13 protein-coding genes and 1 pseudogene are annotated in these 21853 nt (G+C 71.0%); 5 read left to right on the forward strand and 9 right to left on the reverse strand.

Annotated elements, in window-relative coordinates; all coding sequences use genetic code 11:
* Positions 1-323: 323 nt before the first annotated feature.
* The 3 genes and pseudogenes from ACLIYP_RS10415 to ACLIYP_RS10425 all read left to right on the forward strand — a co-directional run bounded on the left by ACLIYP_RS10415 (position 324) and on the right by ACLIYP_RS10425 (position 1793).
* Positions 324-1129 (forward strand): annotated as a pseudogene (locus ACLIYP_RS10415) (transposase family protein).
* Positions 1120-1347: a hypothetical protein gene (locus ACLIYP_RS10420; RefSeq protein ID WP_412712848.1), complete on the forward strand. Its 228-nt coding sequence runs from the start codon at positions 1120-1122 to the stop codon at positions 1345-1347. The pseudogene ACLIYP_RS10415 and the gene ACLIYP_RS10420 overlap by 10 nt, the downstream one beginning before the upstream one ends.
* A gap of 107 nt (positions 1348-1454) precedes the next feature.
* Complete coding sequence (locus ACLIYP_RS10425) at positions 1455-1793, forward strand: hypothetical protein (protein WP_412712849.1); 339 nt, start codon at positions 1455-1457, stop codon at positions 1791-1793.
* Positions 1794-1917: 124 nt separating this feature from the next.
* Here ACLIYP_RS10425 and ACLIYP_RS10430 read toward each other — a convergent pair whose 3' ends face one another.
* On the reverse strand, positions 1918-2559 hold the full coding sequence (locus ACLIYP_RS10430; RefSeq protein ID WP_412712850.1) for a TetR family transcriptional regulator: 642 nt from the start codon (positions 2557-2559) through the stop codon (positions 1918-1920).
* 139 nt (positions 2560-2698) lie between these two features.
* On the opposite strand from ACLIYP_RS10430, the gene ACLIYP_RS10435 reads away from it, so the two are divergent.
* Both ACLIYP_RS10435 and ACLIYP_RS10440 read left to right on the forward strand, forming a co-directional pair.
* Entirely contained in the window at positions 2699-4192 is a 1494-nt protein-coding gene (locus tag ACLIYP_RS10435) for an MFS transporter (protein WP_412712851.1), read from the forward strand.
* A gap of 217 nt (positions 4193-4409) precedes the next feature.
* Complete coding sequence (locus tag ACLIYP_RS10440; RefSeq protein WP_412712852.1) at positions 4410-5645, forward strand: cytochrome P450 family protein; 1236 nt, start codon at positions 4410-4412, stop codon at positions 5643-5645.
* On the opposite strand, the gene ACLIYP_RS10445 is transcribed toward ACLIYP_RS10440, so the two are convergent.
* From ACLIYP_RS10445 to ACLIYP_RS10480, 8 genes are all read right to left on the reverse strand, one after another.
* On the reverse strand, positions 5599-8403 hold the full coding sequence (locus ACLIYP_RS10445) for an AAA family ATPase (protein ID WP_412712853.1): 2805 nt from the start codon (positions 8401-8403) through the stop codon (positions 5599-5601). The two genes, ACLIYP_RS10440 and ACLIYP_RS10445, sit on opposite strands and share 47 nt — an antisense overlap.
* A 246-nt stretch (positions 8404-8649) precedes the next feature.
* Positions 8650-10743: a HelD family protein gene (locus ACLIYP_RS10450; RefSeq protein WP_412712854.1), complete on the reverse strand. Its 2094-nt coding sequence runs from the start codon at positions 10741-10743 to the stop codon at positions 8650-8652.
* A 108-nt stretch (positions 10744-10851) separates the two neighbouring features.
* Positions 10852-12393 carry a prenyltransferase/squalene oxidase repeat-containing protein gene (locus ACLIYP_RS10455; protein WP_412712855.1) on the reverse strand — a complete coding sequence of 514 codons (1542 nt, stop codon included), beginning with the start codon at positions 12391-12393 and terminating at the stop codon, positions 10852-10854.
* On the reverse strand, positions 12390-13223 hold the full coding sequence (locus tag ACLIYP_RS10460) for a glycoside hydrolase family 16 protein (RefSeq protein ID WP_412712856.1): 834 nt from the start codon (positions 13221-13223) through the stop codon (positions 12390-12392). Before ACLIYP_RS10460 ends, ACLIYP_RS10455 begins: the two co-directional genes overlap by 4 nt.
* 7 nt (positions 13224-13230) lie before the next feature.
* Positions 13231-16314 carry a non-ribosomal peptide synthetase gene (locus ACLIYP_RS10465; RefSeq protein ID WP_412712857.1) on the reverse strand — a complete coding sequence of 1028 codons (3084 nt, stop codon included), beginning with the start codon at positions 16312-16314 and terminating at the stop codon, positions 13231-13233.
* A gap of 81 nt (positions 16315-16395) precedes the next feature.
* Entirely contained in the window at positions 16396-17223 is an 828-nt protein-coding gene (locus ACLIYP_RS10470; RefSeq protein WP_412712858.1) for a hypothetical protein, read from the reverse strand.
* A gap of 177 nt (positions 17224-17400) precedes the next feature.
* Entirely contained in the window at positions 17401-18162 is a 762-nt protein-coding gene (locus tag ACLIYP_RS10475) for a thioesterase II family protein (RefSeq protein ID WP_412712859.1), read from the reverse strand.
* A partial coding sequence (locus ACLIYP_RS10480) for a type I polyketide synthase (protein WP_412712860.1) occupies positions 18159-21853 on the reverse strand: 3695 nt, incomplete at its 5' end. The genes ACLIYP_RS10480 and ACLIYP_RS10475, both read right to left, overlap by 4 nt.

Genomic DNA, 21853 nt, shown 5'->3' on the forward strand with positions numbered 1-21853 from the left:
GGGAGGGATCGCGAAGCGGTGCTCGCTGTATGAGCCGGTCGCCGGTGCCGCCAGCAGCTTCGTCATTTGTTGGTGGCGCGCCGTCTGCACCGCTCTGAGCAGTGCATATGCACTGCGTGAAGGGGTATGGGCACGCTTCCCTGTCGGTTGCGAAGGCCGTTGACGCACACTGAGGTTTTCTCAGCGAAATGATCTACGCGAAGCCGGATGAGGCTCTGGTGTCCGGACGATTCGGGCAGCCCTGCCCCGGTGGCGGGCAGACGTAAAGCCCCTGGTAGGACGGTTCTCGCCACAAGATCGTCCGCTGCACCAGAGGCTTCACGTTGGTTCCCTATGTTGCCATGCTCGACGTCCCGCGCCACGTGGTGGAGTACGTGGCCCGACTGCTGGCCGGCCACCGCCGCCGGATTGGCACCCCGAAGGGCTCCCGTGTACTGGGCCCCTTCCGGCAGGCCGTCTTCGTGCTGCGCTGGTTCCGCGAGGCCGGCTGCGTGCACTGCCTGGCCCGCGCCGCGGGAATCTCCCAGGCCACCGGCTACCGATACCTCCACGAGGCCATTGACGTCCTGGCCGAGCAGACCCCCGAGCTGCACGAAGTGCTGGACCGCTGCCGCGCGCAACGGATGAGCCACGTGGTGCTGGACGCCACCCTCATCTCCTGCGACCGCGTCGCCGGGAGCACGGAGAAGGGCAACGACCTGTGGTACTCTGGAAAAGCCCGGCACTTCGCCGGGAACATCCAGTTCATGGCCGCCCCGACGGCACTCCGCTGTGGGTCTCCGACGTCGAACCCGGATCCGTCCACGACCTGCGCGCCGCCCGCGTCCACGCCCTGCCCGCCCTGTACGCGGCGGCCCGCGTCGGCCTGCCGACGCTGGCCGACGTCGGCTACACCGGCGCCGGCAGCGGCGTCCACACTCCGTTCCGCCCGCACCCCGACATCGCCTCGCCCCTGGCGGCGGACACCCGCGCCCACAACCGGCTCCTGCGCGGCATCCGGGCGCTCGGCGAACGCGCCGCCGCTGAACTCAAACAGCGCTGGCGCGCGCTGCAGCACGTCACGCTCAGCCCCAGCCGCATCGGCACCATCGCCCAGGCCGCACTCGCCCTCAACAACTCATGGAAATGAAAGCCTCTGAGAAAATCTCACTCATCCTTTTGGGATTTGTCGTGACCGTAAGTGTGACCGGTGAAAGGTTCGATGGCACCGTCGCGGCGAAGCACCTGAAGGGATTTGCCCTGTCGGGCGATGAAGCGGATCTGTTCGCAGTGACAGCCGGTGACAGCGACGATGCGGTACAGGACCCAGTCGACGAAGGTGCGGGCGCCGTAGGCGGCATCGCCTAGGGTGCAGCTCTGGAGCTCGGTAAGGCTGTGGTCAAGGCGACCGGGCGTGTCAACGCCTCCCAGCCGCACTTTCCGACCTGGGCCTACGCCGCCGTGCATGTCATGTCGTGGGCTGGCCGTGGCTGCTGGACGAGGTGCGCACCAGCCAGCTCGGCGATCTGATCGAGGATCAGGAGAGCTGGCTCGCGCCCAAGCAGCCCTGGTCCCTGTCGCGCAGGGCGAGTGCGCTGTTCGACGAGTACCTGCGGCTCATCCAGGGTCTCGAGATCTCGATCGGGCGCATCGATGGCATGTGCAAGCTTGGCCAGAACAAGTCCTCGGCCGACATGGCCTCCCAAGCACGGGCCTTCCGGGAGCGCGGCACGGACAGCATGGACCGGCTTGCCGACTACATCGAGCGCCACAACGACCTGCCCGGGTGTGAGCCCGGCCACGGTTCGGGTTAGTCCGCGGAGGGGGCGGACTGACCCGGCGTGGGACGGGAGCACGGCGTAGGCGCCGCCTCTTCGGAGGTGGCGCCTACGCCGTTTTTCACTTCTCGTGCCGGTTCTTGTGCTGCTTCCCAGGTCACTACTGCGGCGCGACGCCCGCCAGGCCGTGGCGCAGCAGGGCGTAGGCGTGGTTGGCGTCGGCGACCGCCTCGGGGTGGACCTCGTCCGCGGACCGGCCGGCGATGATGCGCTGCCAGTTCACCGACGCCAGGATGCGCTCTGTGGCGATTACCTGGCCGGCCAGCAGGGCTGCGGTGATCTCGCGGTCCGAGTCGAGCGCGTCAGTCAGGGTCTCGGCCAGCGCCTCCTCGGCCTGGGCCAGGTACTTGCTGACGCGCGCCACCAGGCTCGGCGTGGAGTACACGAGGTGGTGAAAGGCCAGGACGTCCTCGTCGTCGTTGAGCCCTGTGATGGGGTCCCGGGCCGCCAGCCCGTCCAGGAAGTGCTGGTGCAGCGCGTCGATCGCGGACACCCCCGGCGGCCGCTCGGCCACGACGCTGCTGGCCACCGTCTGATGGTCGGCGAAGCGGTGGACGACCAGGTCTTCCTTGGTGGGGAAGTACTTGAACAACGTGGGTTTGGAGACCTCGGCGACCGCCGCGATGTCGACGACCGAGACCTGATCGAACCCGTGCTTCAGGAAGAGGGTGATCGCCGTGTCGGAGATCGTCTCTCGCGTTCGCTGTTTCTTGCGCTCCCGCAAGCCCATCGGCGCATTCACCACGCCATCCTAGCACATCACTTACCAAGGCAATCACGTGACTAAGTCCGTGAATTGACCTGGTTAAGAAATCTGCCCTAGTGTCCAGCGCGGAAGACGGACGGGCTGCCGCCCGCGCTGACGGAAGGACGGGCAGGACATGGCACAGGCAACAGCGGCCTCCACCGAGAGGTCGGTGCGCTACCGGTGGTGGGGGCTGGGGGTGATTGCCCTGGCCCAGCTGATGGTCATGCTGGACATGACCATCGTGAACATCGCCCTGCCCTGGGCCCAGCAGGACACCGGGATGTCGGACGCGAGCCGGCAGTGGGTGGTGACCGCCTACACCCTCGCCTTCGGCGCGCTGCTGCTGCTTGGCGGACGCGTCGGCGATCTCATCGGCCGTAAGCGCGCGTTCATGGCCGGGTCCATCGGCTTCGCCGCCGCGTCGGTGGCGGGCGGCGCCGCGCCGAACGCCGAGGTCCTCGTCGCCGCCCGCGCGGCCCAGGGCGTGTTCGCCGCGCTGCTCGTCCCCTCGACCCTGGCCATGCTCGCCACCACCTTCACCGAACCGCGTGAACGCGCCAAGGCGTTCGGTGTCTTCAGCTCGGTCGCCAGCGCGGGCGGCGCCATCGGACTGCTCGGCGGTGGTGTGATCACCGAGTGGCTCGACTGGCGCTGGTGCTTCTACGTCAATGTCCCGATCGGCGCGGTCGTGGTGGCCGGGGCCTGGCTGCTGCTGCCGGCCATGCCCGCCAACCGCCAGCGGATCGACGTACCTGGCGCGGTGCTCTCCGCACTCGGGATGCTCTCCCTCGTCTACGCCTTCGACCAGGCGGCCACCCACAGCTGGACCTCGGCCCGCGTCCTCGGCTGCCTCGCCGCCGCTCTGGTCCTGCTCGTCGCGTTCGGCCTGACCCAGGCCAAGGGACCGGCCCCGCTGCTGCCGCTGCGGCTGGTCGCCGACCGCAACCGGGCGGGAGCGAGTCTGACCATTGCCCTGGCCATGGTCAGCCTGTTCGGCCTGTTCCTGATCCTCACCTACCAGCTCCAGGTGGTGATGGACTTCTCGCCGCTGCGCACGGGCCTCGCGATCCTGCCGGCGACCGTGGCGACAGTGCTCACCTCCACCCAGATCGCCGCCCGGCTGGTGCCCCGCGTACCGCTGCGCATGCTGGTGGTGCCCGGCCTGCTCATCGCGATGCTGGGCCTGCTGAACCTCGGTCGACTCACCCCCGAAAGCTCCTACGCCTCGACCTTGATGCCCACCCAGATCCTGCTCGGGATCGGCGTCGGCCTGGTGATCTCGCCCTGCATCAGCGCAGCCACCTACCGGGTGCCGCCGCAGGAGGTGGGCGTAGTGTCGGCGTTCGTCAGCACCTCCCAACAGCTGGGCGGCTCCATCGGTACGGCGCTCCTCAACGCCATCGCCACCAGCGTCACCGCCGACCGGATCGCGACCGGCGGCGGCGAACGGGCCGTCACCGAGGCGACCGTGCAGGGCTACGCCGTCGCCAGTCTGTGCGCCGCGGGCATCACCGGTGTTGCCGCGCTCCTCGCGGGCCTGCTGATCACCATCGATCTGCGCAAGCCCGCACAGGCCCCCGCCGAGCAGGTCCGGGCCGCAGAAGGGGATCTGGCGCCCAGCAGCTGACCCCGCCCCGAAAACCAGCAGCCGCCGGGTGACCTCCCCGGCCCGGCGGCTGCTCGGGCCGCCCGCCGAGACTGACTGTCAGGCCTAGCGAGCGGCCCCTATCAGGCCCCTACACCCCCCTCTTCCGGCCGTGGATCACCACCGTCGGGGCAGGGGTGTACGTAGGCTCAGCGCGACCCGCGAACGGCCCGTAGCCGTCATTTCCAAGGATGTGCTCATGATTCAGGAACCAGCCCCGCTGGAACTCGACGATGCATTCATGCAGGACCCCCACTCCGTGTACGCGCGCCTGAACGCCGAAGGCTCGGCGCACCGGGTGATGATGCCTCCCGGGGTTCCCGTGTGCGGCGGCCTGCCGGTCTGGCTGATCACCGGCTACGAGGAGGTGCGTTCGGCGCTGGCCGACCCTCGGCTGAGCACGGACCTGAACAGGACGGACCGGCTGTTCGCGCAGAACGAGCCCGACCGCAACAAGCGCGGCGCCTTCTCCTCCGCCCTCGCCACCCACATGCTGCACTCGGACCCGCCGGACCACACGCGGCTGCGCAAGCTGGTGAACAAGGCCTTCACCAGCCGCGCCATCGAGAAGCTCCGCCCGGAGATCGAGCAGATCACCGGCGAGCTGCTCGCCGCGCTGCCGGACGACGACACGGTGGACCTGCTGGACGCGTTCGCGTTCCCGCTGCCGATCCGGGTGATCTGCCTGCTGCTGGGCGTGCCGCTGGAGGAGCAGGAGAACTTCAAGTCCTGGTCCAAGGCGCTCGTCTCCGGTGACTCGCCGGCCGCGACCGCCGCCGCCTCGACCGCGATGATCGAGTACCTCGGCGAGCTGATCGAGCGCAAGCGCCGTACGCCCACCGACGACGTCCTCGCCGCCCTGGTCTCGGCCCGTGACGTCGACGACCGGCTCACCGAGACCGAACTGGTCTCGATGGCCTTCCTGTTGTTCATCGGCGGCCACGAGACTACCGTCAACACCCTGGGCAATGGCGTGCTGCATCTGATGCGGAACCTGGACCAGTGGGAGGCGCTGCGCCAGAACCGCTCCCTGCTTCCCGGCGCCGTGGAGGAGTTCCTGCGGCTGGAGAGCCCGCTGAAGCATGCCACCTTCCGCTGCGCCACCGAGGGCCTGCGCATCGGCGACACCGAGATCCCGGCGGGCGACTTCGTGCTACTCGCACTGGCGTCCGCCAACCGGGACCCGGAGCGCTTCGGCGATCCGCACACACTGGACGTCCGCAGGCTCACCGGCGGTCATGTCGCCTTCGGACACGGCATCCACTACTGCCTCGGTGCGCCCCTGGCGAGGATGGAGGCACAGGTGGCGTTCGGCGCCCTGCTCGACACATACCCCGCCATGCGTCTCGCCATCGACGCCGACGATGTGCGCTGGCGCACCAGCACGCTCATCCGCGGGCTCCACTCACTGCCGGTGCGGCTGAACCGCCCATAGAGTCCAGGCTCTGCGGCAGTTCGTCACGGCGGGACAGGCTGAGCTTGCGCAGGACCCGCGTCATGTGCTGCTCGACCGTGCTGACCGTGATGAACAGCCGGCGCGCGATCTCCCGATTGGTGTGCCCCTCCGCCGCGAGCGAGGCGACCCGCAACTCGGCCTCAGACAGCACGTCGTGCACCTGCTCGGATGCCTCGTGCCCGGCTCGGCAGGCCCGGCCGCCGGCTGCCCGCTCCGCGTCGGGGAGTAAGTTCTGCGCGAGCGGCTCGGCATGGCATTTCTTCGCCATCCGGTAGGCACGCCCTACGATCACCCGGGCCCGGTTGGACTGCCCCAGCAGATGGTAGACACGGCCCAGATCACCGAGGGCGTGTGCCAGCATGAAGTCGCTGCCGGAGTCCTGAAGTTCGTCCACGGCCTCCCGCAGCGCCCGCAGCCGCTGCCGGGGCTCCATCGTCGAGGCCAGCAGCCGCAGGGCGTTGCCGTGCACTCGCGGGCAGCCCTTATGCCGGGCCAGTTCCTCCCGGAGATAGGTGACGGCCTGGTCCGGCTCGCCCAGCCGCAGCCGGGCCTCGGCCACCCCGGTGCGCCACGGGATGAGCGTGCTGTCGCCCACCCCCCAGCTCTCCAGCGACTTCCCGCAAGCCAGGAAGTCACCGAGAGCGGCCTGAAGACGCCCCGTGGCCAGATGGAAATGGCCCCGGGCATACAGGTAGTGCTGCCCGAACAACGTCTCGAACACCGCCTCGGGCACCGGTCGGCTCAGCCGGGCTCGCGCCTCGTCATAACGGCCCATCGCGGTCAGCGCGAACACCGAACTCGCCAGCGGTACACCGATGCTGAGCCCCCAGCCCTGCGACGGCATCCGGGACAGCGCCAGGTCGCTGTGCTTCTCGGCCTCCAGCAGTCGGCCCTGCCTGATCAGGCTCGCCGCCCGCAGCGAGGACAGCAGCGCGTCCCGCGTAGGGATGTTCCGCGCCCGGGCCGCCTCCAGCAGCGTGGTGCACCAGGCGTCGACCTGTTCCGTGCGGTCGGCGTAGTACAGCGTCATCAGCGCCAGCGGGATGGTCTCCAGCGTCGGCGTCACACTGGACATCTCCAGCACGTGCGCGGCCCCGACCACCGCAGGCTCCGGTTCACCGCCCCGCAGGACGACGGCCAGGGCGGTCGCCGCGTGTAGACGCGGCTGCGCGGCGATCGCCGCCGGGGCGATCTCGTCGGCGACGTTCAAGGACACATCGCCGAACATGCGCCGGTGGAACGGCGGGCACAGCACCGACAGCCACCGCTGCAGCGCTCTGACCTCCTCCCCGTACTGCTCACCCGGATCGTCGGCCAACTGCCGATCGACCAGGCGCAGCAGATCCGCGGCCTCGTCCACATAGCCGTGCCACACAAGGTTCTTGATCAGGGATATCGCGTCCGAGGCGGCCATCAGATGCCCGGCCTCCAAGGCCTCCTTGAGCTCCGGTAACCGGCGCATGGCATTGGCCGGGTCGACCTGCCAGGCGGACAGCGTCCGCTGGAACAGGATCGACGCCCGCAGCGGCCCGTCCGGGCAGATGGAGTGGGCCAGGTCGAACAGCCGCATCGCCTTGGGGAACTCGTCGTGGGCGAGCGCTTCGGCCGCGGCTTCCTGGAGCAGTGGGGGCGCCCAGGATTCCGCGATACCTCCCGCCGCCACGATGTGCTCGGCCACCGTGGCCGGTTGCGCGCCATTGTCGTGCAGCAGCACCGCGGCGCACCCGTGCAGCCGGGCCCGTTCCTCGGCGGAGACCTCGCCGCCCAGCACCGTGCGCATCCTCGGGTGGCGCAGCCCCGGGCCCGCCAGCAGACCTGCCTGGGTCAGCTCCTGGAAGAGCCGGGTGGGTGGATGGGTGCTGTTCCGGTCGAGCAGCACCGACAGGGCGTCCGGTCCCAGCACAGCCAGATGCCGGGCAAGATCGGCCGCGGGGGCGCTGACCCGGTGCGCACAGTCGGCGACCGCCGAGTCGAACATCTCCCCGGCGACCGGCCGTACAGCGGCCGCCTCCGTGCCCCGCAAGGTGTTGCGGGTGTCCTCGATCAATGCCTGGGCCAGTAGCGGGCTGCCGCCGCTCGCCGCATGGAACTCCTCGGCGCTGGCCTCGTCCACCGGCAGGCCCAGCCGTTCGGTCAGCAACAGCCGGATGTCGTCCGTGGTCAGCGGAGACACCCGCAGCTCGAGGAAGCCGGGCTGGCGGGCGAAATCGGTGCGCGCGGCCGAGTACGGAGGCAGGGCCCCCGGCCGGTCGGTGAACACCGCCAGGACGCGCGAGGCGACCATTCGGCGGGCCAGATGGCCGAGGCAGCCCAGCGACTCGGGGTCCGCCTCGTGGATGTCGTCGACGGCGAGGACGAGGGGCAGTTCCTCGGCCAATTCCATGACGGCCGCGCAGAATTCGTCCATCGACTTGTCGAGCTCGCCTATGGAGGCGCGGGCGACCGCCGCGAGGCTGCGGCCGACGGCCGCGAGACGTGAGATTTCTTCGAATCGTCCTGTTTGCCACAGGAGCTGGCGAACGACGCCCCATGCGTTGGAGCGTTCCTTCGGTGAGCAGGCCGCCCTCAGGACGAGCGACCCGGATTTCGCCGCATACTGGGTGAATTCATGGAGGAGGGCCGTCTTGCCGACCCCCGCAGGGCCGCGGACCAGGGCGATCGGACCCGCTCCGCGGTCGCGTGCGGTCAACAGGTCATGCAATTGGGTGAGTTGTATGTCCCGTCCGACGATGGACATCCGCAAAATGCTCCCTATGCTGCCGAGGCTTCGGTATGTCTTCAACCATCCTGCAACTTCAGGGAGTCCGCAAAACGATCAGTGATCATCGACACAGCGATCTGACGCAAACGAGACTGTCGAGAACGTAAATTCGGCCAACTTCCAAACCAAGGGCAATGATTCGCCGTGGAGTTCGTCAAACGGCCGTAAAGAAATTACGGCCCGGGGGAGGCCCGGGCCGTAATTTCGGTCACATCGGCGCCGTCAGGCGACGAGCGGCTCCGGCAGCGGCCGGGCGTGCAGGACGTCCAGCCGGGACACCGCACGCGTCACGACGACGTACAGCCGATGCAGTCCGCGCGGCTCGGACTCGACGATCGCGGCCGGCTCCACGACGACGACATGGTCGTACTCCAGGCCCTTGACGACCGTCGCGGGCAGCACGGTCACCCGGGCGGCCGTGCCGACCTCCTCGGCGGTCGCCGTCTCGATGCCCGCCTTGCGCAGGGCCGCCGAGATCGCGGCCACCGCGTCGTCAGCGGCGATCACGGCGACCGACCCCTCACGGTCGAGTGCCGCGCGAACCGAGGCCACCGTGGCGGCCGCCACGTCGTCGACCTCGCTGACCTTCAATTCGCCGTCGTGGCGCAGCGAACGGGCCGACGGCACATCCACACCGAGGGCTCCCACCAGCCGGTTGGCCAGCTCCATCACCGCGGCCGGGACGCGGAAGCCGGTGGTCAGCGGGACGACCGTGGCCTGCTCCTTGCCCAGATGCGTCAACTGGTCCTGCCAGGACCGCGCCGACCAGGGCGCCGTCGCCTGGGCCAGATCGCCCAGCACCGTGATGGACCCGAACGCGCTGCGCCGGGCGATCGCACGGCACTGCATCGGCGACAGGTCCTGGGCCTCGTCCACGACCACATGGCCGAAACCCTCGGGGCGCTCGATGAGCCCCGCTACCTCGTCGAGCAGCAGCATGTCCTCGACCGACCAGGAGGCGCTCCGCTCCGACCTCGGCGGCTTGGCCCACAGCAGCGCCCGCTGCTCGGCCGCGTCGAACACGCCGTCCGCCGCCTCCTCCATCACCGCTGGGTCGCTCAGCAGCGCGGCCACGACCTCCTCCGGCCGCGCCACCGGCCACGCGGCCTCCAACAGCGCGGCGACCGGCTTCGAACGGCCGATCTTCCGCGCCCAGGTGACACTCTTCGGCCCGGCTCGCCGCTCGGCCTGCTGCTGGATCAGCGTCACCACCCGCGAACGCACATGCTCGCGCCCGACCCCGTACGGCACCCCCATGCCCCGCACCTCGTCGATGACCCGGGCCAGGTCGTACGAGTCGACCCGCCAGCGGTACGACCCGTCGGTGACGGCGATCGACTCCTCCGGGTGCCTCACCCGGGCGTACAGGGCCCGATGCAGGACGGTCGCCATACGGTCGCTGTGCTTCAGCACGCTCACGTCATCCCCGTCCACCCGCTTGACCGGGTGCCGGGCCACCAAGTCCTCCACCGTGAGCTGGGCGATGTCGATCTCGCCCAGCGACGGCAGCACCTCGGAGATGTAGCGCAGAAAGGTGCGGTTCGGGCCGATGATCAGCAGACCGCTGCGCTGCAGCCGCTCCGGGAATGTGTAGAGGAGATACGCCGCGCGGTGCAGACCCACGGCGGTCTTGCCGCTGCCTGGCGCGCCCTGTACACACACCGACTCGGTCAGCTCGCTGCGCACCAAGTTGTCCTGTTCCGGCTGGATGGTGGCGACGATGTCACGCATCGGGCCGAGCCTGGGCCGCTCGATCTCGGCCGCGACGATCGCGCTCGCCGCGTCACCGTCGCGTTCACCGCGCGCGTGGTCGAGGTGCTCGTCCTCCAGGCTGGTGAGGTCCTCCGGAGCGCCATGGCTCCAGGGCGCCCAGCCGAAGCGCCGCCGCACCGCGACTCCGCGCGGCTCCAGGGCGCTCGCCTGGTAGAAGGTGCGGGAGACCGGCGCACGCCAGTCGATCACCAGAGGCGGTGCGGCCGGGTGCTCCGAGACCCGCCTGCGGCCGATGTAGTACCTCTGCCGCCGGTGGTCCCCGGCGTCCTCCGTGTCCTCGAAGTCGAGTCGCCCGAAGAACAGCGGGCTGTCGGGCTCCTCCGCCACCTGCCGTGCGCGGGTGCGTAGGTAACGGCCCAGCGCCTCGGCGCTCGCGCCATCGCCCGACACGTCCTCGCCCGCGATGACCTGGTACTGGGCGTCGTCCACCTGGCGGGTCATCGCCTCGCGGCACTTCGCGACGTAAGCACGCTCCAGGGCCAGCTCGTCGTCGAGTCCGACGGCCTCTTGGGTGCCGCACGTGTCCTGGACGTATGACGTCATCGATCGACCTTTCCGAAGTGACGGCCTTGCGCGCCACCCGGCGGGACCGGACGGCGAATTCCGGGCCACAGCATAACTGAACCAGGTTAATAGACTGGCTGAGTTGTGTTATTGGCGGTCTGGGAGAGGTCCAGGTCGTCGCCGGGTCGCGAGCAGGGCTCCCAGTACCGCCGCGCGTACCAGGTGGGCAGGCGCGTACAGCTCCTTGCCGATCCACAGCGGGGGGTGGCGTTCCACGTTCAGGCCGTGCTCCAGCAGGAAGGAGCAACCCCGTTGCACGGCCTCAGCCACCCCCTCGGAGCGGGCGTCGACGGTCAGCTCCAGCAGGGTGCGTACCGCGTAGGCGGTCTCCTCGGCCGTGCCGTCCCAGCGGCCCCAGGAGCCCTCCTCGCGCTGCCGCTCCAGGAGCCAGGCGACGGACCCGCGCAGGGCGTCGGCCGCGTCCGGACCGGCGTACCTGTGCAGGGCCAGGGCGCAGCGCATCGTCGCGAAGTAGGGCGAGGCGTGCCATTTGTCGGACCAGCTGCCGTCCGGCTGCTGACGGCCCCGCAGCCAGTTCGTGATCCGGGCCACGGCATCCCGGTAGCGGTCGGCGTCGCTGGGGCCGCCGGCCAGGTGGCAGCCCAGGGCCTCCAGGATGTGCGCGTTGGTGGTCGTGGAGGGCTCGTGCTCCGGGATCGTGGACATGAAGTGGCTGCCCGCGTCGTACTGCCACAGGTACTCGGGCTCCTGCGGCGCCCCCAGGTGGGCCAGCGCCGCGAGCACGATCGCGCTGGTCTCCGCCTCGTACGCGAACCCCGGCGCGGTGGGAGCGCCCGACCGGCCGACATCGCCGGGCAGTTCCTTCAGCAGCGGAGCCAGCACTTCCCGCGGCACTCCTGCGGTCGCCAGGTTCCCGGCGATCCACGCCCGCTCGTAGAACACGAGCGAGGTCATCGCGGCGACCGGGCCGCCGCCCCGCTCCTGGGCCCGCCGCAGGAAACGTACCGAGGGATGCGCAGGATCGGCCGGCTCGCGCGGACCGAGCCAGGCCGCCGTGGCGGCCGCGGAACAGCCGACGACCCCGTCGACCGGCACCATCTCCGCGGCACCGACCGCCGCCGGGCCGACGATCTCCAGATAGTGACCGGTAAGCGGATTGCGCCAGGCACCGTCGCGCAGAGCGCGCAAGGCGTCGTCGGTCAACCCGTGCGGCAATGCCAGCGGCTGGGCCGCGGCGTCCCCGAGGACGGCGAGACGGGCGTTGACGCCCTCCACCAGGGCCGGGATCAGCATGAAGAATACGACGGTCGACGGAACCGGCTGGGCCACCAGAGCGGCCGCCGCCGCGAGCCCCCGCCGCGCGGCCTCGGCGAGACCGGCGCGTGGCAGGGACGGCGCCTCGCCCTCCCGGCCCAGCACCGCGAGCAGTGCCTCCGTCGCACTCAGCGTCGGGACCAGGGCGTACCCGCCGGGCCCGGCCCAGCTTCCGTCGGGCCGCTGCTCGTCCAGGAGATGACGGACCCGGGCGGTGTCGCCGTCCAGCCAGGGGGCCAGCGACACCAGCCGGGCCGTCTCGTACACCGAGGGCCCCAGCGCGCCGGTCGGATCGTTCAGCACCCGGTCGACCAGCTCCGCGACGAGCGCGTCGAAATCGGGGCCCGCGCTCACGCGGGAATCTCCTCGGAGACGGTGATGCTGTCGACGAGCAGCGACGACGGCAGCGCCAAAGGGTCGGGGTCGCCCGGCAGGACCGGGCCGCCCGGGCTGCCGATGATGATCGCCAGACACAAGTACACGGGCTGGTCGAACAGCCAGCCCTTCGGAGTGGTGTCCTGCGGGGTCAGCCGCAGATACTCGCGGCCGTCCAGATACCAGATGATCGAGTCGGGGTCGCGTCGCCAGAGCGCCGAGTAGGTGTGAAAGTCCGCGCTGAGCGCACTGCCGTCCTCGGTGGTGGTGCGGGCGCCCATGCCCAGGGACGGGATCTGGTGGCACTCGGGGGAGTGCACGGCACCCCACACCGAGTCGGGCTCGGAGCCCAGCGCCTCCAGGACGTCGATCTCCCCGGCCCGGTACCACGCCTGCACCGGGTCCTCGTCGCCCCGGTGCCGCAGCTGAGTGCCCCACGCCCACAGCGCGCAGTCCAGGCCGGGGCCCGCCGCGGTCTTCACCCGGGCGTCCAGGCGCAGCGCGCCACCCGGACTCGGCACGAAGTCCTCGCGCCGGGTCTCCAGCCACGCCGCCCGATACTCCCCGTCCTCATGGGTGGCGGTGATCCTCAGATGCCCGGTGCCGTCGAGGCCGACGTTCGTGGGGGCGTCGGTGTGGAACTCGATGCCGGCGCCGAACGGCTGCCCGGTGACGACCTGCCACAGGGCGGGGTCGGGCGGCGATCCGGCCGGGCCATCGAAGGTGTCCTGCCACAAGACCCGCCACGACGACGGCGGTACGGTCCCGGCGGACGGGGCGGTGGCGTGCTTCGGGTTCACAGTCTCCATGTCTTTCTCAGGCTCCGGCTTCGAGATGCTCGGCCATGGCGAGCGGGGTGGGATGGGCGAACAGGTCGGCAAGCCGCACCGGTACGCCCAGCGTCTTCTCGACGCGCTGCACGAGCTGCGCCCCGAGCAGCGAATGCCCGCCGCTGTCGAAGAAGTTGGCGTCCGGCCCGATGTCGGTCCGGCCGAGCGTGGTCTGCCACAGGGCGAGCAACTGCCCGGCCGTACCCGATCGCGCTCCGGGCGCGACCTCGGCCGCCGCGCTGCGCTCCGAGCGGCGCTGCTCCGCGAGACGGGTCAGCGCGAGATGGTCCCGCTTCTCGTTGGCGGTGGTCGGCAGCGACTCCAGCACCACGAACTCCTGGGGTACGGCAGCGGAGGGCAGTAGGGACCGGGCATGAGCCGTGAGCCCAGCGGCCTCCAAGCCGTCTGGGGACTCCACGAAAGCGACCAGAGCCGCATCCGCCCCGCCCCGCTCCGCCACCACGACGGCGACATCCCGCACGCCCGGATGGTCGAGCAGCACGGCCTCCACCTCGCCCAGCTCGATGCGATGGCCGCGCAGCTTGATCTGGCGGTCGGTCCGGCCCAGCAGCTCGACGCTGCCGTCGGGCCGCAGCCGGGCCAGGTCGCCGGTGCGGTAGTGGCGCCCGTACACCGGATGATCCCCGAAGCGCTCCGCCGTCAGCTCGGGGCGGTTGTGGTAGCCGAGGGCGACCCCCGCCCCGGCGATGCACAGCTCGCCCTGCACTCCGACCGGCAGCTCCCGCCCGTCCGGGTCGACCACGAACACCCGGGTGTTGGCGATCGGGCGGCCCACGTCCACGCGAGCCACCTCGGCCGGCACCGGGCCCGAGGTAGACCAGATGGTCGTCTCGGAGGGGCCGTACACATTGAGCAGCGATCCGCCCGAGGCCGCGAGGGAGCGGGCCAGCGCGGACGGCAGCGGTTCCCCGCCACAGACCAGGCGCCTGCCCGCGAGGCGGCCGTCGGCCGCGTCGGCGACGAGACGCCAGGTCGTCGGCGTGGCCTGCACGATGCCGACGTCGTGCGCGACCACCTCACCGAGCAAGGCACGGCTGTCGGTACGGGCCTCGTCGGAGGCCACGACCAGCCGCCCGCCGCAGACCAGCGGCAGGAACAGCTCCAGCGCGGAGATGTCGAAGGCGAAAGTGGTCAGCCACAGCACGGAGTCCTCCGCGGTGACCTTCAGTTCCTCGGCGAAGTGCTGCACCACATTGGCGAGGCTGCGGTGGCTGATCAGGGTGCCCTTCGGCTTCCCCGTCGAACCGGAGGTGTAGATCAGATACGCGCAGGAGTCCGGATCGGGCCCACTCGCCGCGGAGTCCGGGAGCGACCCGTCCTGCGTGACCGGCCCCAGCGGCAGCACCCGCGCCCGGACCCCCTCGGGCAGCTCCACGCCCGGCGCCGTGAGCACCGCCCGCGCCCCGGAGTCCTCCAGGACGTACGCCAGACGCTGGACGGGATGCTCCGGATCGACGGGCAGATACACCGCGTCGGCCAGCCACACTCCCAGGGCCGCGGCCGCGAGTTCGGGCCCGCGGGGCGCCGCGAGTGCGACGATGTCACCGGCCCCGACACCGGCGTCCGCTAGGACGGCCCGGGTGTGTTCGGCGGCCCCCCACAATGCGGCGTACGTCGTGCTGAGGCCGCCGCCCACGACGGCAGGCGCGGACGGCGCCAGCGCCACCCGCTCCCGCACCGCCGTGAGCACATCGGCCGGTTCCACCGGGCGCGCGGTGTCGTTGGCGGCGGCCAGGACCGCCAGGTCGGAGGCGCCGGCCAGCGGGAGTTCGCGCATCGGCAGGTTCGGCCCGTCCGCGGCCGCCAGCAGCAGCGACTCGAAGCGTTCGAGCAGACCCTGCACGTCCGTCCGGTCCAGGACCTGCGTGTAGTACGCGGCCCGGATGGTCACTCTGTCCGCGGAGGACAGGAAGAAGAACTCGAGGTCGAACTTGCTGAACCCGTTCTCCACGGGCAGCCTGCGGGCCGTGGTGTCCGCGAGCGGGAAGGTCGTACGGCCGTCGTCCGGAACGTAGTTGAACAGATGCCGGAAGACGGTGTTGCGCCAGGAGGCGCCTCCGTCCCTGCGCAGTTCCGGCGTCAGCACGTCGACCGGGACATCGGCGTGGGCGACCGCCCCGAGGAACGCGTCGCGGGCCGTGCGCACCAGGTCTCGGAAGCCGTCGCCGAGGTCGACGGCGATGCGCAGCGGCAGGGTGTTGACGTGGTAGCCGACGGCCCTGGACGCCTCCCGCGCCCGGACGTTGACCGGGGTGCCCACCACTAGATCGGGCCCCGCACCGTGCCGGGCCAACAGCAGCCCGTACGCGGCCAGCAGCACCACGGCCTCTGGCGCGCGCAGCTCCTTCTGCAGCCGGCGCAACACCTCGGTCGCCCGCGGCGACAGATCGACCGTGATCTGGTCACCGGTGAGGGTCGGCTCGGGCAGGTCCTCGCTGCCGCACCACAGGGCGAGCCCGGCGGCATCGGCCCCGGCCAGCTGCCCGCGCCAGTACTCCACGGCGGCCGGACGGGGAGCGGGCTCCCGGTACGGCGACTGTGCGGTCAGCAGTTCGGCGGGCGGCGCGGCACCGGCCGCGAGCGCCGTGTACCCGGCCGTGAACTCGTCCAGCAGGATTGCGCCGGAGACCGTGTCGAAGACGAGATGATGGACGGCCAGACAGAACGCGTCACCGTCCGTGCACCTCACCAGCGCGGCCCGCACCAGCGGCCGCCCGTCGATGTCGAAGGGCCGCGCGATGAAATCACCTACGACACAGGTGACTTCGCCGGGCTCCGCTTCCAGCTGCTCGACGTCGATCCTTAGGGTGTCGAGGACCTCCTTGGTGAGCCCTGCCTCCTCCTGCCGGAACACCGTGCGCAGGGCCTCGTGCCGGCGCAGCAGCAGGTTGACCGTGCCCTGGACTGCGGGGGCCGACAGAGCAGCGTCTGCCTGGAGGGCGACGGAGAGGTTGTTGACACCCTTGACGGGCACCAGCTCGTCCAGGAGCCAGAGGGCGTGCTCCTTGCTGTCGGCCGGGAGAGACCGGGGTTGCGTTGCTTCTGGCATTCCAACCGTTCCGTAGATTCGCGTCCGTGGATTCGCGGGAATCCGCCTGTGGGGTATGCGAGTGCGGAGGCGTACGGCCCCTCAGCCGCGCGTCTCCGTGCTGAGCATCTCGGCCACCGTGCGGGTGACACCCGGGTCGCGCAGCAGATCGACATGCGGGACGTCCATACGCAACTCCCGGCCCACGGCGATGTCCTGCCCGGCCCCGCGGGAGCCGTTCAGGCCGCTCGTGGGCGACGAGGACGTGACGACGACGGCCCCTCGCCACGCCGGCAACGGGTCGATCGCTGCGGCCGCGATCAGATAGCCGACGAATGACGCGAAGACCGCGGTGAACTCCGCCTGCCGCTTCTCGTCCAGCTCCAGCCGGTCGAAGACGGGTTTGGCGGTACGCCGGTACACATCGAGGAGTTCGGCGCCCAGCGGGGCCATCTCGGTGTGCTGCTCATGGGCACGCCGCGCCTCTGCCGTCGCCTGCGCGGTCTCCTCGTCGCTCAGCAGGGTGGACATGGAGTCGAGGACCTTGTGGAACTGCGAGTAGAGCGTCAGCGGGCCGGACTGCTCGGGGTCGAACAGCACGAGCGCGGGCGCCTGGCCCTGCCGGTCGGCGACGCGCTGCGCGATCGCGCCCGCGTAGACGCCGCCGACGCAGAAGCCGAACACCGCGCGGACCGGGCGGCCGTCGGCCGCCACCTCCTCCAGCCACCGCTCGACGGGACCGGTACCACCGGTACCGGTGCCCGCCTCCTGGGGAACCGTCTCCCAGATCGAGAAGGGCAGGTCGGCCAGACCCGCCGCGAGATCGGTGAAGCGGCCCTCGGCGCGGCCGGTGGCGTCGAAGTCCACGGCGAGCACCAACTCGTGCGCGTCCGCGTTGCCGAGGACCCGCCACGTCTGCGGTTCGGTCATGGTTCAGGCTCCCCCAAATGCAGTGGAAATCAGTGCGTTGGATGTCGTTGTGGCCGTGGAAGCCGTGGAGAACGGTGAATTCGCGGTCACGCTATGTGCACCTCCCAACCCGGATAACCCCTAGCCGACCCCTTGCGACCCCAGGCAGGCGCGGGTGGGCGGTCGGCGCGGCCGTGCTCACCGGAACCGGTCCAGCTGCCTGGACAGCACCTGGGCGACGGCGTCGAGCCGTTCCGAGACGAAGAAGTGACCGCCGTGGAAGACCCGCAGGTCGAAGGGGCCGGTGGTGTGCGCCTGCCAGGCCCCAGCCTCCTCGACGGTGGTCTTCGGGTCGGCGTCACCGGTCAACGCAACGACGGGGCAGCCGACCGTCGCGCCCGGCGCGCCGCGGTACCGCTCGATCGCCTTATAGTCGGCCCGCAGGGACGGCAGGAACATCCGCACGATGTCCTCGTCGTCCAGCGCCGCCTGCGCGGTGCCGTCCAGGGCGCGGATCTCCCGCAGCAGAGTGTCGTCGCCCTTGCGGTGCAGATCCTCGCTGCGGTGCCGGGACGGCGCCCGGCGCCCCGACACGAACAGGGTCACGGGCTTCACACCGGCCCGCTGCTCCAGCCGCGAGGCCACCTCGAAGGCGACGGACGCGCCCATGCTGTGCCCGAACAGGGCGAGCGGCAGGTCGGTGCCCACGGCCTCGACGACCGCTTCGAACGCGGCGTCGGCCAGCTCGTGCAGATCCTCGAACGGGGGCTCCCGATGCCGGTCCTGACGGCCCGGATACTGCACGGCCACCACGTCCAGCCGCCCGGCCAGCGCCTGGGACAGCGGGTGGAACGACGTGGCTGAGCCGCCGGCGTGCGGGAAGCAGACCAGGGTGACGGCGTCGGCGGGCGCCGGCTGGTAGCGGCGGATCCAGGGGCTCTCGGTACGTGTGGGGGTCATGACGCGGTCCTCTTCATCTCCTCGTGCAGATGCGCGGCGAGTTCCGCCGGCGTGGGGTGGTCGTAGATCAGCGTGGGCGGCAGATCGATGCCGGTGACCTTGGTGAGCCGTCCGCTCAGCTCCACCGCGGTCAGCGAGGCGAAACCGGCGTCGAGGAAGTCCTGGTCGGTCGGCAGCGCGTACGGGTCTGCGTGCCCGAGCACCGCGGACGCGGCGGACAGCACCGCGTTCAGCAGCAGCGCGGGCCGTTCCTGCTCGGACGCCCCGGCCATGGCCTGTGCCAGGTCCCCGTCGTCCTCGGGCTCCGGGGCGTCCTCCGGCGTGCCGGCCGCAGCCCTGCCGTGGTCCCACGCCGACAGCAGCGACAGCACGGCGTCGAGGGAGTCGGCCTCCCGGGCGGAGTCGACGTCGAGCAGCGAGGCCAGGGCATCGGGATCCCGGCTTTCGACGGCCTGCCAGAAGCGCCGCTCCAGATCACCGCCGCGGGCCGTCGGCGTGGAGGCCTGCGACACGGCCGGCTCCGACGGCAGCCAGTACGCGCTGCGCTGGAAGGCGTACGTCGGCAGCTCGACCGTACGGGCGCCGGTGAGGGCGAACACCGCTTTCCAGTCCGGGGACACCCCATGGACATGCAGCTCGGCGACGGCTGTGCCCAGCGCGACGGCGTCGGCACGGTCGCGCCGCTGGACGGGCACCACCAGCGCATGACTGCCCAGGCTCTCGCGGGCCATCGGGGCCAGCACGGCGTCCGGGCCGACCTCGACGTACGCGGTTACGCCCTCCTTCTCCAGATGCGTGAGCTGATCGGCGAAACGGACCGCCTCCCGCGCGTGCCGCACCCAGTAGCCGGGGTCCTCCAGCAGTCCGTCAGCAGCCGTCTCCCCGGTGACGTCGGAGACGACGAGGATCTCCGGCGACCGGTACGACACCTCACGCGCGACCGCCGCGAACTCCTCCAGCACCGGGTCCAGCAGCGGCGAGTGGAAGGCGTGACTGACCCGCAGCCGCCGGGTCCTGCGGCCCAGACCTGCGAAGTGGGCGGCAATCTCCTCGACGGCACTCGCGCGGCCCGAGACAACCACGGCCGAAGGCCCGTTGACCGCGGCGATCCCCAACTCGTGCGTCCGCCCGGCCAGCAGCGGCAGCACCTCGTCCTCAGCCGCCTGCAGCGAGGCCATGGACCCGTCGGCGGGCAGCGACTGCATCAGCCGGCCGCGCGCCGCCACCAGCCTGGCCCCGTCGGGCAGATCGAAGACCCCGGCGACATGCGCCGCAGCCAGTTCACCGATCGAGTGCCCCGCCAGCAGCTCCGGCCGCAGCCCCCACGCCTCCAACTGCCGGAACAGCGCAACCTCTACGGCGAACAGCGCGGGCTGCGCGTACTCGGTACGGTCCAGCAGCTCCGCGTTCGGGGTGCCGGACTCGGCGAACACCACATCGGCCAGGGGCCGTTCCAGCAACGGACCGAAGTGTGCGCAGACCTCGTCGAAGGCCTCGGCGAACACCTCGGAGGAGGCGTACAGCTCCCGGCACATCCCGGCCCGCTGGGTGCCCTGCCCGGAGAACAGGAAGGCGACCTTGTGGCCGGTTGTGCCCGCACCCCGCACCACGAACGGCGAGTCCTCGCCACGGGCCAGCGCGTCCAGAGCCGCGAGCCGGTCCGCCGGGTCATCGGCCAGCACGGCACCCCGGTGCCCGAACGCCGACCGAGTCGTGGCCAGCGACAGCCCGACCTGCGCGGCGGTCAGCTCCGGCCGCTCCTGTACGAAGTCCCGCAGCATGGCTGCCTGCGCGCGCAAGGCCGCCGCACTCTTGCCAGACAGCACCCATGGCAGGACGACGCCACCCGGTTCGCTTTCCGTGGCCGGGTTGTCGTCCGTCTCGGCGTGCTCTAGCACGACATGGGCGTTGGTCCCGCTGATACCGAAGGAGGAGACAGCCGCGCGAAGCGCACGGCCCGTGTCCGGCCATTCGGTGGTCTCCGACAGCAGGGACACGGCGCCGGAGTCCCAGTCGACGTGGGTGGAGGGTGTGTCGACGTGGAGGGTGCGGGGGAGGAGGCCGTGGCGCATGGCCATGACCATCTTGATGACTCCGCCGACGCCGGCTGCGGCCTGGGTGTGTCCGATGTTGGACTTCAGCGAGCCGAGCCAGAGGGGCTGTTCGGGAGTGTGGTCCTGGCCGTAGGTGGCGAGGAGGGCCTGTGCCTCGATGGGGTCGCCGAGGGTCGTGCCGGTGCCGTGGGCCTCGACGACGTCGACGTCCGCGCCGGTCAGCCCGGCACTGGCGAGGGCCTGGCGGATCACGCGCTCCTGCGCGGGCCCGTTCGGGGCGGTGAGGCCGTTGCTCGCGCCGTCCTGGTTCACCGCGCTGCCACGCACCACCGCCAGTACCGGGTGGCCGTTGCGGCGGGCGTCCGACAGCCGCTCCAGCAACAGCAGACCCACGCCCTCGCCCCAGCCGGTGCCGTCCGCGGAGTCCCCGAACGCTTTGCAGCGCCCGTCGCGGGCCAGACCGCGCTGCCGGCTGAACCCGATGAAGGTGCCGGGTGTGGTCATGACGGTCACACCACCGGCGAGCGCCAGGGAGCACTCGCCGTTGCGCAGCGACTGCGCGGCCAGATGCAGGGCGACCAGCGAGGAGGAACAGGCGGTGTCGATGGTGATCGCCGGCCCCTCCAGTCCCAGGTGGTACGCCACCCGGCCGGAGGCGATGCTGCCGGAACTGCCGTTGCCGAGGAACGCCTCCAGACCCTCCGGCACCTCGGTGACCTGTGTGCCGTAGTCGTGGTACATGACTCCGGCGAAGACGCCCGTACGGCTGCCGCGCAGGGTGCGCGGGTCGATGCCGGCCCGTTCCACGGCCTCCCAGGAGGTCTCCAGGAGGAGCCGCTGCTGCGGGTCCATGGCCAGGGCCTCGCGCGGTGAAATCCCGAAGAAACCCGCGTCGAACTCGGCCGCGTCGTACAGGAATCCGCCTTCCACCGCGTACGTCGTGCCGGGGTGGTCCGGGTCCGGGTGGTACAGCGCCTCCGTGTCCCAGCCGCGGTCGTCCGGGAACTTAGAGATAGCGTCTCCGCCGGAGTGCACGAGCCGCCACAGGTCCTCCGGGGTACGCACCCCGCCCGGATAGCGGCAGGCCATGGCCACGACGGCCACCGCGTCCGTGTCCTCGTCCTGGGGACCTTGCCACTCCAAGCCAGCCACCGGGCCGGGCTCGTCGCCGAGGGCCTCGGTGACGATGTGCCGGGCCAGCTCGACCGGGCTTGGGTGGTCGAACACCAGCGTGGCGGGCAGTCGCAGCCCGGTGGCCGTGTTGAGCCGGTTGCGCAGCTCGATACCCGTCAGCGAGTCGAAGCCCAGGTCCTTGAAGCTGAGCTCCGCCTCGACGCAGCCCGCGCCCGCGTATCCGAGGATCGCTGCGGTGTGCTCCCGCACCAGGCCCAGCACCACCTCCACACGCTCGGCAGGCTCCAAGTCGCCCAGCCGGGCGGCCAGGGACCCGCCCTGCGGCTCCGCCCCCTCGCGCGCGGCGGCACGGCGCACCGGCCCGCGGAACAGCCCGCGCAGCAACGCAGGTACGGGTTCCCCGTCGTCGGCCCGTCGCCGCAGCGCCCGGACGTCGAGCCGGATCGGCAGCAGATGCGCCTCACCCGACTCGCATGCCGCGTCGAACAACGCCAGCCCCTCGG

This window comes from Streptomyces nanhaiensis, from assembly GCF_046614825.1.
Taxonomy (GTDB): Bacteria; Actinomycetota; Actinomycetes; order Streptomycetales; family Streptomycetaceae; genus Streptomyces; species Streptomyces radiopugnans.

Bases quoted from the DNA above. Each gene is read 5' to 3' on its own strand.
- ACLIYP_RS10420 (WP_412712848.1), top strand. From the start codon at position 1,120: ATGGAAATGAAAGCCTCTGAGAAAATCTCACTCATCCTTTTGGGATTT.
- ACLIYP_RS10435 (WP_412712851.1), top strand. From the start codon at position 2,699: ATGGCACAGGCAACAGCGGCCTCCACCGAGAGGTCGGTGCGCTACCGG.
- ACLIYP_RS10440 (WP_412712852.1), top strand. From the start codon at position 4,410: ATGATTCAGGAACCAGCCCCGCTGGAACTCGACGATGCATTCATGCAG.
- ACLIYP_RS10445 (WP_412712853.1), bottom strand. From the start codon at position 8,403: ATGTCCATCGTCGGACGGGACATACAACTCACCCAATTGCATGACCTG.
- ACLIYP_RS10450 (WP_412712854.1), bottom strand. From the start codon at position 10,743: ATGACGTCATACGTCCAGGACACGTGCGGCACCCAAGAGGCCGTCGGA.
- ACLIYP_RS10460 (WP_412712856.1), bottom strand. From the start codon at position 13,223: ATGGAGACTGTGAACCCGAAGCACGCCACCGCCCCGTCCGCCGGGACC.
- ACLIYP_RS10465 (WP_412712857.1), bottom strand. From the start codon at position 16,314: ATGCCAGAAGCAACGCAACCCCGGTCTCTCCCGGCCGACAGCAAGGAG.
- ACLIYP_RS10470 (WP_412712858.1), bottom strand. From the start codon at position 17,223: ATGACCGAACCGCAGACGTGGCGGGTCCTCGGCAACGCGGACGCGCAC.
- ACLIYP_RS10475 (WP_412712859.1), bottom strand. From the start codon at position 18,162: ATGACCCCCACACGTACCGAGAGCCCCTGGATCCGCCGCTACCAGCCG.